The sequence below is a fragment of the Microcoleus sp. S13C4 genome (assembly GCF_036700865.1).
In the GTDB taxonomy this organism is placed as follows: Bacteria; Cyanobacteriota; Cyanobacteriia; order Cyanobacteriales; family Microcoleaceae; genus Microcoleus.
The window spans coordinates 15,856-29,420 of the sequence record NZ_JAUBPS010000024.1; the positions used below are offsets into that span (position 1 = coordinate 15,856).

Below are 13,565 nucleotides of genomic sequence, written 5' to 3' on the forward strand. Positions count from 1 at the left end.
CCACCCCCAATTCTGCACTTTTTAAACGTTAGTTAATATCGAGTTCCCGCACTAAAAAAGCCCATTCATCTGCCAATTCTTCAATGACTTTCGCAGTAGGTTTGCCGCCACCGTGTCCCGCTTTAGTTTCTATCCGAATTAACACGGGTTTTTCTCCCGCGTGGGTTTCTTGCAAAGCAGAAGCAAACTTGAAACTGTGCGCCGGAACCACGCGATCGTCGTGATCGGCAGTTGTAATCATTGTCGCCGGATAAGCCGTTCCCGGTTTGAGGTTGTGCAGAGGAGAATAGCCGTAAATTGTCGGAAATTCCTCGGCATTATCGGGAGAACCGTATTCCGAAGTCCAGGCCCAACCAATGGTAAACTTGTGGAAGCGCAGCATATCCATAACGCCGACTGCCGGCAGCGCTGCGCCGAACAATTCCGGCCGCTGAGTCATGCAAGCCCCTACTAATAAACCGCCGTTGCTACCGCCTGCGATCGCCAATTTAGCCGGTTTGGTGTACTTGTTTTCGATCAGCCATTCAGCGCCCGCTATAAAGTCGTCAAACACATTTTGTTTGTTCAACTTGGTCCCTGCTTGGTGCCATGCTTCGCCGTACTCCCCGCCGCCCCGCAAACAGGCGATCGCATAAACTCCGCCCAGATCCAGCCACACCACATTGCTAATCGAAAAACTTGGAGTTAGCGAGATGCCAAAACCACCGTAGCCGTAAAGATAAGTGGGATTATTGCCATCAAGCTGCAAGCCTTTTTTGTGGGTGATGAACATCGGTACTTGCGTGCCGTCTTTGCTGGGATAAAATACTTGCTTTGTCTCGTAATCGTCGGGGTTAAAATCTACATTCGGCTGGCGGTAAATTGTGCTTTCACCTGTCACCAGGTTGTAGCGGTAAATAGTGTTTGGTGTAGTGAAACTCGTGTAAGCATAAAAAGTTTCGGTATCGTGCCGCTTGCCACCAAATCCTCCCGCCGAACCGATTCCCGGCAAAGCTATTTCTCGCGCGAAACAGCCGTCTAAGTTGAAGATTTTAATTTGGGTGTAGGCATCTTTCAGGTAAGAAGCCACAAATTGATTGTTGAGGATGCCAATACCTTGGAGGGTTTCGGCTGCTTCGGGGATAATTTCTGTAAATTTCTCCTGGGGCGATGGGGGAGTTTCTCCTACGCCCAAAGATAAAGGAGGGGGGTTGTTGGTATCGATCGCAATTACGCGGCCGCAGGGTGCATTTAAGTCTGTTTGAAACCAGAAGAGAGGGCCTTCATTGTCGATGAAGCTGTACTCTGCCTCGAATTCGTTAATGAGTTCTACAACAGGCGATTCAGGGGCAGTTAAGTCTTTATAGAAAATCAGGTTTTTTGTTTCAGTTCCCTGCCAAACTGATATAATTAGATATTTGCCATCTTCAGTGACGCCGCCGCTAAATCCCCATTCTTTTTGGTCTTGGCGATCGTAAATTAATACATCTTCAGATTGGGGCGTGCCGATTTGGTGGTAAAACAGTTTTTGGTAATAGTTAACGTCTTCGTGCTTGCTTTTTTCGTTGGGTTCGTCGTAGCGACTGTAAAAAAAGCCTTTACCGTCGTGAGTCCAAGATGCGCCTGAGAATTTAACCCACTTTAAATGATCGGATAAATCTGCACCTGTTTCGATATCGCGGACTTTCCATTCTTGCCAATCCGAGCCAGAGGTTGATAAACCGTAAGCCATATGTTTGCCGTCTTCGCTGATAGCTACGCCGCCCAAAGCAACGGTTCCGTCTTCTGAGAGAGTGTTGGGGTCAATTAATACTTTGGGCTCGCCATCGAGGGATGTTAGTGTGTAGAGTACGGATTGATTTTGCAGACCGTCATTCTTGTAGTAGAAATACCGATCGCCTTCTTTGAAAGGTATGCCGTATTTCTCGTAATCCCAAAGTTGAGTCAAGCGCTGTTTGATTTTTTCCCGCGCCGGAATTTCGTTGAGGTAGCCGAAAGTGACTGCATTTTGGGCTTCCACCCACGCTTGGGTTTCCTCGGAGTCAGGATTTTCCAGCCACCTGTAGGGATCGGGTACTTTGACGCCGTGGTAGTCGTCTGTTTGGTCGATTTTGCGGGTTGTGGGGTAGCTTAAAGGTCGATCGAATTTAGGCATGATTTTGTACTCTGGGTAACTTTGTCCAGTTTACCCTTTCGCGGTCGTGACGACAGGGAACAACGACACTCAACACCAAATACCAAGTACCAAATACCCGACAGGTTTCAACCTGTCGCTACACAGACAAAACCCGCCGACGCGGGTTTCATATCTTACTAATTTGTCATTACCAGCCTCAGCGAAGCAATCGCAGAAGCTTGGAATATAGCAATCGTCGCATCAATTGTGAACCCTTACTCTTCTCTTCTCTTTCTACCCTTCGGGAACGGCTTCGCCGAACGTGTCCTTCGCGTCTTCGCGGTTCGTTTCTCTTATTTTTAAATCAGGTATCACCACCCGTTTTTAACTAATCCAACTCTCTCCTTCCTTCCAAAGCGCGAGCCAATGTAACCTCATCGGCATATTCCAAATCTCCCCCCATCGGCAAACCAAAAGCTATGCGCGTCACTAGGGTAAAAGGTTTTAATAAGTGACCGATATAAAGAGTAGTAGTTTCGCCTTCCACGCTGGGACTAATAGCAATAATTACTTCCTTAATCTTTTGCTGGCTGACGCGCCGGACTAAGGGTTGAATGTTCAATTGTTCCGGGCCAATTCCATCCATCGGCGAGATAACGCCGCCAACAACGTGATATTTACCCATATATTCCCGCGTTTTTTCTAAAGCGATTACGTCGCGGGATTCTGACACTACACAAATGGTATGAGTGTCGCGGTTGGTATTGCGGCAAATTTCGCAAACAGGGTCAGCAGATAAGTGAAAGCATACTTGACAGAAACCTACTTGCTGTTTGGCATCAATCAAAGATTTAGCTAGGGCTTGCACTTCTTCTTCCGGCCTCTTCAAAATATGTAAAGCGAGGCGCTGGGCTGTTTTTGGACCGACTCCGGGCAAGCGCTGCAATTGTTCGATTAAACGAGCTAAAGGTCGAGTGTACATTAAAAATTGGCGGTAACTGGTAATATCATTTCTGGTTGATTCGCGATCGTATAATTGGCGCGATGTAGGGGCGGGTTTTACCAACCATCTATGTTTAAAACTAAGTATATCATAAACCCGTCCCGCCCATACACTAATGACTATTGAGTAATTCACCCTCCACTAATTTTAGCTTTGTAGCCTAACTTTGTAATAATTTCTAGCAGCTTTTGCTTGTGTTCGCCTTGAATTTCGATTTCATTATCTTTGACTGTGCCACCAGTACCGCATTGGGCTTTTAGCTGCTTGGCTAAAGTTGCTAATGTTTCTGGTTTTTCCTGAAAACCGCTGATGACTGTAACTGTTTTGCCACCGCGTCCTTTTCGGGATGCTTCGATTTTGAGGTTTTGTTGATTGGGGGGAACTTCGGCAACTCCCCGTTGGAGGGCTGCCGAGTTGTCAACGTTGCCAAATTCGGAGTAAACTATTCGTTTACCCTCGGTTGTTTTTCTGTCAGAATCTTTGCGTTTGGATGCGGCCATAGGTTAAGATGCTTGAACTTTTTTAGTGGTATTTCTAGTTTTAGCGGATTGGGGTATGGTTGCGATCGCTCGGAATGCGCTCTATCTTCTACTTATTGTATTAGCCCGTCAAGCGTTCAAGGAATTATAATGAAATTTGTTCGATCGCCTCAAGTCCACAACCAATTTGGTACGATCGACACCAAGCCTATAGCTTACCCGCGAATCTAAAAAATCTAAAATCTAAAATCTAAAATCAAATGACTGTCACTCCCCTGCCTCTCACCACCGAAACCAGCGCCCAACGCCCCGACTCCCTCGGCAGATTCGGCAAATTCGGCGGTAAATACGTCCCCGAAACCCTGATGCCGGCTTTGTTTGAGCTAGAAGCCGCTTTCCACAAATACAGCAGCGAACCGGAATTTCAACAGCAACTCCAACAATTACTCAAAGATTATGTCGGCCGCCCCAGCCCTTTGTATTTTGCCGAACGCCTCACCGAGCATTATGCTAAAGCAGACGGAACTGGCCCGCAAATTTACCTCAAACGCGAAGATTTAAACCACACCGGAGCTCACAAAATTAACAACGCTTTAGCTCAAGCATTGTTAGCAAAACGCATGGGCAAAAAGCGGGTAATTGCTGAAACTGGTGCGGGTCAACATGGCGTTGCTACTGCTACAGTTTGCGCTCGTTTCGGGATAGAATGCGTTGTCTACATGGGCGTTCATGACATGGAAAGACAGGCTTTAAATGTGTTTAGAATGCGGCTGATGGGAGCCGAAGTGCGGCCGGTGGCGGCGGGTACGGGAACGCTGAAAGATGCGACTTCCGAAGCGATTCGCGACTGGGTGACAAATGTCGAAACAACTCATTACATTCTCGGTTCCGTAGCGGGCCCGCATCCTTACCCGATGATGGTGCGCGATTTCCATGCGATAATCGGTCAAGAAACCCGCGCTCAGTGTCAGGAAAAGTGGGGGGGTTTGCCGGATATTTTACTAGCTTGCGTCGGCGGCGGTTCTAATGCAATGGGTCTTTTCCACGAGTTTGTCGGGGAAGAAACTGTCAGGTTGATCGGTATTGAAGCGGCGGGCGAAGGCGTGGAAACTGATAAACACGCTGCTACTTTGACTAAGGGAAGTGTGGGAGTTCTGCACGGCGCGATGAGTTATTTGCTGCAAGATAATGAAGGTCAAGTAATCGAGCCACATTCGATTAGTGCGGGTTTGGATTATCCGGGTGTGGGGCCGGAACACAGTTATTTGAAAGATGCCGGCAGAGCTGAATATTATAGCGTAACGGATGTAGAAGCGCTGGAAGCATTTCAGCGGCTGTCTCAGTTGGAGGGGATTATTCCGGCTTTGGAAACTTCTCATGCGATCGCCTATTTGGAGACTCTGTGCCCCCAGCTAACAGGCAATCCCCGCATTGTTCTTAACTGTTCCGGACGCGGCGATAAAGACGTGAACACTGTAGCGAAGGTTCTGAATATCTAGGTTAGCGGAATGTGGGGCGATCGCCCTGTAGGAATCGGTAACAATTAACTTTATTTCTCGTTTGATTTCATGTCCAAAGCTTTGGTTTTTATGTGCTTGGGATTGTTGACAATCCTGCCAAATTGTTCCCAATTTATTTCTGCGCGATCGCTGCCACCAACATCCATGAATGCTAATGTTGCTTCCAGTGCTATTACTGACTTAGAAAAAGCGGTTAACCAACAGATAAATCAATACCGATCATCTAAAAAGTTGCCGCCGCTGAGTATCGATCCGCGAATCAGTCAGATAGCAAGAATTCACAGCGAAAATATGGCTAACGGTAAAGTACGTTTCAGCCACGATGGATTTGAAGGGCGGGCGAAAGCAATTACTATTCCTTATCAAAGTGTAGCTGAAAACGTTGCTTACAATTTCGGCTTCAGCGACCCGGTACGCAATGCTGTTGAAGGTTGGATTAAAAGTGACGGCCACCGCAAAAATATGGAAGGTCAGTTTAATGTGACTGGTATTGGGGTTGCAAAAAATGCCAAAGGCGAGTATTATTTTACTCAGCTTTTTGTTCGCAGTCGGTAAGCTGAAGGAAGAAGGAAGAAGGAAGAGGGAACAAGGAAGAGGGAAGAGGGAAGAGGGCAGTCAACAGTTAACAGTCAACAGTCAACAGTCAACAGTTACTAATAATGGAATTTGCAGATTTTCAAGTGTGCGATGGTGATATTCCCGATTCTCTCTTATCTTATTATTTGACTGCGCCGGCGATCGCCGTTGATACGGAAACAATGGGTTTGCTACCCTGGCGCGATCGCTTGTGTTTGGTTCAGTTGTGCAATCCCGAAGGTAAAGTTGCAGTGGTTCGGATTGCCAAAGGCCAGACTTCGGCACCGAATTTAAAGCAGTTAATGGAATCCGAAAGTATTGAGAAAGTATTTCATTTTGCGCGCTTTGATATGGCAACAATGCGTTACAATTTAAGTATTGACATTGCACCAGTTTTCTGCACCAAGCTAGCTAGTAAACTTGCTAGAACTTATACCAACAAACACGGATTGAAAGAATTAATTCTAGAACTGGAAAAGGTAGAATTAAATAAAACATCTCAAAGTTCCGACTGGGGAAATGCGACTAATCTTTCGGACGATCAACTAAATTATGCTGCTAACGATGTCCGCTATTTGCTGAGCGCTAAACAAAAGTTGACTGCTATGTTGCAGCGAGAAGAACGCTGGGAAATTGCACAGCAATGTTTTCAGTGTTTGCCAGTTTTTGTGAGTTTGGATTTATTGCAGTACAAGGATGTTTTCGAGCACAGCTAATACCATTTTAGATTTTAGATTTTAGATTTTAGATTGGGAATGACTGATGCCTACCAGGGTTTAGAACACGGGCATACAATTGCATTCTTTTTGGGAACTGGTATAATATTCTGTCACCTCGCAGAACTGCCATCAAATTGGTTTGTAGTGAAGACTTGAGTTATCATAAAACTCGCTCGGACTTTAGTCCTCACTACAAACGTAATTATTATTATTTGACCGGGCTGGATGTGAGTAAAAAAAATTCAAAACAGTCATCAATGGCTGATTAGGGCTGCTAGGGATTGTGTTCGTGCAGCAAAGCTTCCATTTGGTCGTCAAGATTTCTAATCACTTGTTCCAAAGCCGGCAACCCCTCTAAAGGCAAAGAAGAAAGCCGAGTTTGATCGCGAATTTGATTCACTTTCCGCTGCAATTCTTCGGCCAGTCGCAGCGCGTCCCGACTCAAATTAGACAACTGCTGCTGCTGGTAAAACCTCAAAGCTGCCCCCCGCAACACTTGCAGCGTGGCTTCTTCCTTGCCTCCCACCGCCATTACCCGCAAGCGCAACAGCAAATGAGTGTTTTGATATATGCGTTCAACTTCGACTTGTTTGGGCTGTTCCACCGGGCCAGCAGGCATATCTGTCAGCCGCTTCAACTCCTCAATGACCTCTTGGAACAGGAGGATATCGATACCTTCGAGCATCGATTTCAAAACCCCGTCTTGACTCCAAAGAATGCGGCCTTTGGACTGGTGCCGCTCAAAAAACAAGCGGCCGATACCCTCTCGCAGCACTCTACCGAGTAATTCTTGCAGCAGTTGGGGCGCGGGCAAAGTTGCCAAAACTTCGACTGGGCTTGACAAGTGCAAGGCCTCGACATTCAAAACCGATGGCTGTGTCGGCGTCGGGGAAACCTCAGCGCCAGCAGGTTTAATTGCTGCGGGGTCTGCTTTAAACCGCTCACGAGCGGGCATCGAGGGTTCGGGCCCTGACAGCAGCGTTTCTGCTGTGGGGTCTGAAGTTGCTGATGCGGGATTTTTGGGTGTTGGGGCTGCTGCGGTTTCTGTCTGGCTAGGTACTTTGAGCTGGCTGCCGTGGAGCAAGTAAGCTGAGAGCATCGAGCGCTGAGTTTCCGAGGTAATTTGCTCAGTTGTGACTGAGCAATTCATGTAAGCTAAAATCCGCTGCACATAGTCCAAGGCCGAGTCATCTTGGGCATCGACTACGCCCAATTTAAACAGATTACCTTCTAGAGATAAAGGCAAAACTTGATAGTAAAGGCAAGCTTCAAAGGGGACAACTGTGTCGATTAGGTGAAATATTCGATCGGAGTCCATTGTAGCTGCCGAGTCTGTTGAAGATGTTGTATATACCATTAGCTGCTTTGTAGTTGGAAGCGCGATCGAGCGCGACGCACCAACCTGATGCGAAAAAATTAAACGCTGCAACTTCCCTGACGGAGGAATTAATCTAACAACCGGAAGCTTTTATTAAATAAAAATCCTTAGTCCCAAAATTTTCTCCCTTCTGTATTGCAGCCTCAAATTCTACCAAAAGATTGACAACTAGATGATGACTGGCGCACTCTTGACCAACTATCATCGATCGCCCAAGACTGATTCCCGTGGCTAGTAACAATAGAATTATGTCATGAATACGCAAGTATTACAGATGCACCCCAACCGATGATTTACGGACAAGCGCTGAATTTAGGATTGGTTAAAAAATCCTCAAAAGTCGATCGTGCTGCTAGTATCTTAGCCCAGACAGTTGATTGCGATCGTCTTCGATCACGATCATCACCGCAGCGCTACGATATCCCGATCGATCAAACCTGATTTGATACAAGGGGCATCCCGCGCTTTTCCACGGGGAAACTCGCAGCACTCTGTGGCTGTTGGGGAATTGATTTGTAGCGCGGATTCCGAAAAATGCTACCGCCCATTCACAATTAGCAATTGCCCGCCACCCATTACCAATCTACTCGTTGCGGAGCGATTGAGCTGCTAAATAAAGTTTGCTCCACTCGCCGATGACTTGATTGGTTTTCAGCTTTAGTTCAGAGGCGATCGTCTCTACACTTTTCCCTGCTTTCAACGATTCTACCAACTGCCGCTGCACCGGCGTGAGGTTTTGTAAATATTGCTCCCACTGAGCCGGAGTCAAGCCCAAACTGTGTTCTTGCAGCGAAGTTTCCAGCCAGTTAGCGACTAATTCCGGTGCTTGTTTGACCGCAAAAACCCGAATCGCGTGGTAACTGACTTTTTCTCGCAAGCGGTAAATTTGCTTGATAGGAACCTTCAAATCCTCGGCAATTGCCTCTTGGGAACGGCCTTGCAGGTAAAGCCGCAGCCACCGGGAAGCCAGCGGATCGACTTCAGCGGCTAAATAATTCTCAAATTCTTGTTGGACAATCTGCCGCTGAGTTTGCTGCTCTTCCCAAGCTTGATTTTCTCGATACTCGGACATCGCCTGTTCGTCTAGCAGACTAAGCGGTTCGTCGGTATCGTCGGGTAGAACCTGTTCCGACACCAGCCGCACCCAGTCTCCCGCAGGCACTTGCGTCAACCCGCCCCGCTGGGAACGCCGCAGGTAGTTGACAAAACGGTAGACCAGCAGTGGCTGGTTGCGGATCGGCCGCAAGCAGTATTCTTCTGTGCTAGCTAGCAGCAAAGCATTTCGCAGGCGTCTGTCTGAGGTGCATTCGGCAATCCAGGCGACTTGCTGCTGCAGGTAGCGATCGGAATTGAGCATTTCCTGAATCACTTCTTGCAGTACCTCCACCGCACTCCGCTGTCTGTCGCGACTCAGGGAAACCCACGCTTGGATTTTTTGCCGGAGCACAACTAAGCCGCCGAGCCGCCCGATCAAGTTGCGGTAAGCTTTTTCTGGCGGTACTCCCAGATAGCGAGAAAGCAAAATTCGATATAAAAAGTCGATCGCCCCAGAGGCGACAGACAATTGAGTTGGGCTAAGAGTGTCAAATCTTTCGGGCTTGTCTCCCAACAGCCAGCGGACAACACTCTCGCGAGTGCTAGAACTCTCCTGCGGGCAATCTTTTTCCAGTCGAGACTTCCAATCTTGTCCTAGTCTTTGGGCCAAGGTCATGGGCTGTCGAGAATATTGTCTTTCACCCCCGATTTTACGTGGTATCCTGGATTTTTGAGTATTTTTCAGATATACGATCACGCGATCGGATAAATTACCTTAAATTACCCTAAACAAAATTCCATTACGGTGCGATATGCCTAACTTTTTATTAGAACTCGGTACAGAAGAATTGCCCGCATCTTTTGTCTCAGGCAGTGCCCACCAGTGGGAGCGACTTGTACCTGCAACGCTGGCAGAAGAATCCTTGACAAAGGACTCTATTAATGTATACGCTACTCCGAGGCGTTTGGCCGTTCTCGTGAAAGGACTGCCAGTTCAGCAATTAGATAGAGAAGAAGAGGTAAAAGGGCCGCCCGCAAGTTCGGCTTTTAAGGATGGCAAACCGACGAAAGCAGCCGAAGGTTTTGCGAAAAAGCAGGGCGTAGAAATTGATGCTTTGGAAGTTCGGGCTACGGATAAAGGCGATTTTGTGTTTGTGCTCAAAAAGATTCCGGGGCGGATGACAGCGGATATTTTGACAGAACTTGTGCCGCAGTGGATTAATAAGTTAGAAGGCAAAAGATTTATGCGGTGGGCAGACGGAGATTTGAAGTTTCCACGCCCGATTCGATCGCTGGTGGCACTGTTAGATGATAGTGTACTGCCAATTACATTAGTGAGTGGTTCGGATACGGTCAAGAGCGATCGAATTTCCCAAGGACACCGGGTGTTACATCCGCAGCCTGTCTCGATTCCGCAAGCCGAGGATTATGTCGAGTGTCTGCGGGCTGCTTGCGTGGAGGTCGATCGATCACAGCGCAAAACTCAAATTAAAGCACAAGTAGAAGCCGCAGCAACAAAACAAAGCGGTTATGCCGACATTACGGAAGACTTGTTAGAAGAAGTCACAGACTTAGTAGAATGGCCGAACGCAGTTGTCGGGAAATTTGACGACGAATTTTTGATATTGCCACCGGAAGTAATAACAACAATTATTGTTACAAACCAGCGGTATTTTCCCATCCTCAAAAGCCCAGATTATCCCGAACTTCTGCCCTATTTCATTACAATTTCCAACGGCGACCCGGCTAAAGCCGCGATTATTGCTGCAGGTAACGAGCGAGTAGTGCGGGCGAGGTTGGCAGACGGTCAGTTTTTCTACAAAGCAGACTTGGTAAAGCCTCTAGAGGATTATTTGCCCAAGTTGGCAACAGTTACTTTCCAGGAATATTTGGGGACAGTACGCGCAAAAGTCGATCGTCTGTGCAAGATTGCCAGTTTAATTGCCAATCAACTGCAAATCACAGAGGAAGAGCAAGCTGATGTAGCAAGAGCCGCCTTACTTTGCAAAGCCGACCTCGTAACCCAAATGGTTTACGAACTGCCCGAAATGCAAGGAATCATGGGGCAGAAATACGCCTTAGCAAGTGGCGAATCAGAACAAGTAGCCACAGCAATTTTTGAACATTATTTGCCCAGAGGCGCGGGCGACAATTTGCCGCAAACTCTCACAGGTCAAGTTGTCGGAATAGCCGACAAATTAGATACATTAGTCAGCATCTTCGGTTTGGGAATGTTGCCGACTGGTTCATCCGATCCGTTCGCTTTGCGTCGCGCAGCCAATGCAATCACTAATATTATTTGGGCGGCTCAGTTGCCAGTAAATTTGCACAAGTTACTCGCAGAAGTGGTTGCCGAATTTACCGCAGCCCGCCCAGAAACACCTGCGGAGTTGCTATCGCAGTTATACGAGTTTTTCCTGCAAAGAATTCGGACTTTGTTGCAAGAAGAAAAAAATGTAGATTACGATTTGGTAAATGCCGTTTTGGGAGAAAACGACCCAGAATATACTGAACGAGCATTGAGAGATTTGTTGGACGCACGGGAAAGAGCGCTTTTCTTACAACAAATCCGCAATAACCAGACTTTGGATCTAATTTACGAAACAGTCAACCGTTCAACTCGTTTGGCGGCTCAAGGTGATTTGGATAAAGTAGAATTGGAACCGAAAACGGCCGTGAAACCAGATTTATTTCAAAAGTCGTCTGAACAAGCTTTTTACGATGCAGTGGTGCAGTTAGTGCCGCAAACTCTGCTATCCAAACAAACTCGGAATTACCAGCAGTTGGTAGATAGTTTGACGGAAATTTCTCCGACTGTCAGCAACTTTTTCGACGGGCCAGAAAGCGTTTTGGTGATGGATTCTGACCCGGAAATTAAGCAAAATCGGTTGAATTTACTGGGTTTGCTGCGGAATCACGCGCGGGTGTTGGCTGACTTTGGGGCGATCGTGAAAAGTTAAAATTGACAAGATTTGAGTCCGCCTGGGATTGAAAACCTCCGCTTCAGTCCGCCGGGGGTTGAAACCCCCGTCTCAAAGCGAAAGTCCTCTTAAGAGGACTGAAACCCAGACATACCATACTTTTTAGTCAGTTAAAACTAACTTTAGCTGTTAGACAGGGGTTTTCAACCCCTGGCGGGCCTGGGGAAAACGAGCGGGCCTGCCGACAAACCAACTTGAGAAACGTACTTCTTAAAAATCTCGCTCGAAATAACATTAAAGCTTACCAATAAAAGTAGTAAATCTATTAGAATTATTGCGAAACCGCGCGCGTCTCAGCAGAGTTCGATCGCTCTATAAAAAAATAGGCAAAATGGCCAATAGCCAACAACCGATCGAAGGTTAAGATATAAACTTATAAAACCAGGGAAGTTCGCTCCATCACACACACAACTTATGCCGATCGCTCATATCATTGGACTAGGAAAATCAGGAATTGCCGCCGCAAGACTGCTCAAACGCGAAGGATGGGAAGTAACGCTGAGCGATCGCTCATCTTCCCCAAATTTGCTTGAACAGCAACAGGAATTCGCTAACGAAGGAATTAATGTTGAGTTAGGTAAATCTTTTGAACCAGTCGAATCTATAGAATTAATAGTAGTAAGTCCGGGCGTTCCCTGGGACAGTCCAGCATTAGTGCGCGCTAGAGAGTTAGGCATTGAAACAATAGGAGAAATGGCTCTCGCGTGGCGTTACCTCAAATCTCCTTGGGTGGGAATTACTGGCACTAACGGCAAAACTACTACTACTGCTTTAATTGCTGCTATTTTTGCCGAAGCCAGGCTTTACGCTCCCGCTTGCGGCAATATTGGCTATGCTGCGTGTGAATTAGCTTTAGCCGAAAAACAGCCGGATTGGGTAATCGCAGAAATTAGCAGCTATCAGATAGAATCCTCGCCCTTTGTAGCGCCGCGAATCGGAGTTTTGACGACTTTGACGCCGGATCACCTCAGCCGCCACAAAACTTTAGAAAATTACTACAACATTAAAGCGCATTTGCTGAAAAAGTCTGAATTGCAAGTAATCAACGGCGACGATCCTTGTTTGCGGCAGCAAGGAGTTGACGTTTGGCCGGATGCGTGTTGGACAAGTGTCAAAGGTGAAAAAGATTTGTTGGGCGATCGCACTTTTGGAGCTTACATCGAAAACGGTTGGGTAATAGCTCAAAGCGAAAAAATTCTGCCTGCTGATTCTTTGCGGATGGTGGGAGAACACAATTTGCAGAATTTGTTAATGGCGGTGGCTGCGGCTAATTTGGCGGGGATAGATAAAAGTGCGATCGCCCGGGCGATCGCTAAATTCCCCGGAGTTTCGCACCGCCTCGAACACATCTGCACTTGGGAAGGAATAGATTTCATCAACGACAGCAAAGCTACTAATTATGACGCCGCCCAAGTCGGGTTGGCTTCTGTAAGCGCACCAGCGATTTTAATTGCGGGTGGTGACGCCAAAGAAGGTGACGATCGCGCTTGGATTGATACAATCAAGGCGAAAGCTGCTGCGGTGCTGTTAATTGGAGATGCAGCGAGTCTTTTTGCCGATCGGCTCAAACAAGCAAATTACAACGCTTGGGAAATTGTCGAAACAATGGAACGAGCAATCCCGCGATCGGCAGAATTAGCCCAACAAAATCATGCTAAAGTAGTGCTACTTTCCCCAGCCTGTGCGAGCTTCGATCAATACCAAAACTTCGAGCAACGGGGCGATCATTTCCGCCAATTATGCCTCGAATCGCTAGTTTAGATATGTCATTGTTCGCTG

10 protein-coding genes are annotated in these 13,565 nt (G+C 47.2%); 5 read left to right on the top strand and 5 right to left on the bottom strand.

Annotated features, from left to right (window positions below; all coding sequences use genetic code 11):
- Positions 1–28: 28 nt before the first annotated feature.
- The 3 genes from QT996_RS12455 to QT996_RS12465 form a co-directional block, all read right to left on the bottom strand.
- Entirely contained in the window at positions 29–2,134 is a 2,106-nt protein-coding gene (locus QT996_RS12455) for a prolyl oligopeptidase family serine peptidase (protein WP_333046855.1), read from the bottom strand.
- Positions 2,135–2,483: 349 nt separating this feature from the next.
- Positions 2,484–3,077 carry a recombination mediator RecR gene (gene recR, locus QT996_RS12460; RefSeq protein ID WP_333046856.1) on the bottom strand — a complete coding sequence of 198 codons (594 nt, stop codon included), beginning with the start codon at positions 3,075–3,077 and terminating at the stop codon, positions 2,484–2,486.
- Between the two features lie 152 nt (positions 3,078–3,229).
- The gene (locus tag QT996_RS12465) at positions 3,230–3,598 is read right to left on the bottom strand and encodes a translation initiation factor (protein WP_333046857.1); all 369 of its coding nucleotides are present in this window, start codon (positions 3,596–3,598) and stop codon (positions 3,230–3,232) included.
- A gap of 239 nt (positions 3,599–3,837) precedes the next feature.
- Here QT996_RS12465 and trpB point away from each other — a divergent pair, with 239 nt between their 5' ends.
- The 3 genes from trpB to QT996_RS12480 all read left to right on the top strand — a co-directional run bounded on the left by trpB (position 3,838) and on the right by QT996_RS12480 (position 6,389).
- Positions 3,838–5,076, top strand: coding sequence for a tryptophan synthase subunit beta (gene trpB / locus QT996_RS12470; RefSeq protein WP_333046858.1), 1,239 nt, complete (start codon positions 3,838–3,840; stop codon positions 5,074–5,076).
- 69 nt (positions 5,077–5,145) lie between these two features.
- Positions 5,146–5,652, top strand: coding sequence for a CAP domain-containing protein (locus QT996_RS12475; RefSeq protein ID WP_333046859.1), 507 nt, complete (start codon positions 5,146–5,148; stop codon positions 5,650–5,652).
- A gap of 104 nt (positions 5,653–5,756) precedes the next feature.
- Positions 5,757–6,389 (top strand): ribonuclease D, encoded by a 633-nt coding sequence (locus tag QT996_RS12480; protein ID WP_333046860.1) that lies wholly within the window; start codon positions 5,757–5,759, stop codon positions 6,387–6,389.
- Between the two features lie 277 nt (positions 6,390–6,666).
- Here QT996_RS12480 and QT996_RS12485 read toward each other — a convergent pair whose 3' ends face one another.
- Both QT996_RS12485 and QT996_RS12490 read right to left on the bottom strand, forming a co-directional pair.
- Positions 6,667–7,749 carry a hypothetical protein gene (locus QT996_RS12485; protein ID WP_333046861.1) on the bottom strand — a complete coding sequence of 361 codons (1,083 nt, stop codon included), beginning with the start codon at positions 7,747–7,749 and terminating at the stop codon, positions 6,667–6,669.
- A 604-nt stretch (positions 7,750–8,353) separates the two neighbouring features.
- Positions 8,354–9,481 carry a HetZ-related protein 2 gene (locus tag QT996_RS12490; RefSeq protein ID WP_333046862.1) on the bottom strand — a complete coding sequence of 376 codons (1,128 nt, stop codon included), beginning with the start codon at positions 9,479–9,481 and terminating at the stop codon, positions 8,354–8,356.
- Positions 9,482–9,617: 136 nt separating this feature from the next.
- Between QT996_RS12490 and glyS the strand changes: the two genes are divergently transcribed.
- Complete coding sequence (gene glyS, locus QT996_RS12495; protein ID WP_333046863.1) at positions 9,618–11,765, top strand: glycine--tRNA ligase subunit beta; 2,148 nt, start codon at positions 9,618–9,620, stop codon at positions 11,763–11,765.
- A gap of 435 nt (positions 11,766–12,200) precedes the next feature.
- Positions 12,201–13,547, top strand: coding sequence for a UDP-N-acetylmuramoyl-L-alanine--D-glutamate ligase (murD, locus tag QT996_RS12500; RefSeq protein ID WP_333046864.1), 1,347 nt, complete (start codon positions 12,201–12,203; stop codon positions 13,545–13,547).
- The last annotated feature ends 18 nt before the right edge of the window (positions 13,548–13,565 follow it).

Bases quoted from the DNA above. Each gene is read 5' to 3' on its own strand.
- QT996_RS12455 (WP_333046855.1), bottom strand. From the start codon at position 2,134: ATGCCTAAATTCGATCGACCTTTAAGCTACCCCACAACCCGCAAAATC.
- recR (WP_333046856.1), bottom strand. From the start codon at position 3,077: ATGTACACTCGACCTTTAGCTCGTTTAATCGAACAATTGCAGCGCTTG.
- QT996_RS12465 (WP_333046857.1), bottom strand. From the start codon at position 3,598: ATGGCCGCATCCAAACGCAAAGATTCTGACAGAAAAACAACCGAGGGT.
- trpB (WP_333046858.1), top strand. From the start codon at position 3,838: ATGACTGTCACTCCCCTGCCTCTCACCACCGAAACCAGCGCCCAACGC.
- QT996_RS12475 (WP_333046859.1), top strand. From the start codon at position 5,146: ATGTCCAAAGCTTTGGTTTTTATGTGCTTGGGATTGTTGACAATCCTG.
- QT996_RS12480 (WP_333046860.1), top strand. From the start codon at position 5,757: ATGGAATTTGCAGATTTTCAAGTGTGCGATGGTGATATTCCCGATTCT.
- QT996_RS12485 (WP_333046861.1), bottom strand. From the start codon at position 7,749: ATGGTATATACAACATCTTCAACAGACTCGGCAGCTACAATGGACTCC.
- QT996_RS12490 (WP_333046862.1), bottom strand. From the start codon at position 9,481: ATGACCTTGGCCCAAAGACTAGGACAAGATTGGAAGTCTCGACTGGAA.
- glyS (WP_333046863.1), top strand. From the start codon at position 9,618: ATGCCTAACTTTTTATTAGAACTCGGTACAGAAGAATTGCCCGCATCT.
- murD (WP_333046864.1), top strand. From the start codon at position 12,201: ATGCCGATCGCTCATATCATTGGACTAGGAAAATCAGGAATTGCCGCC.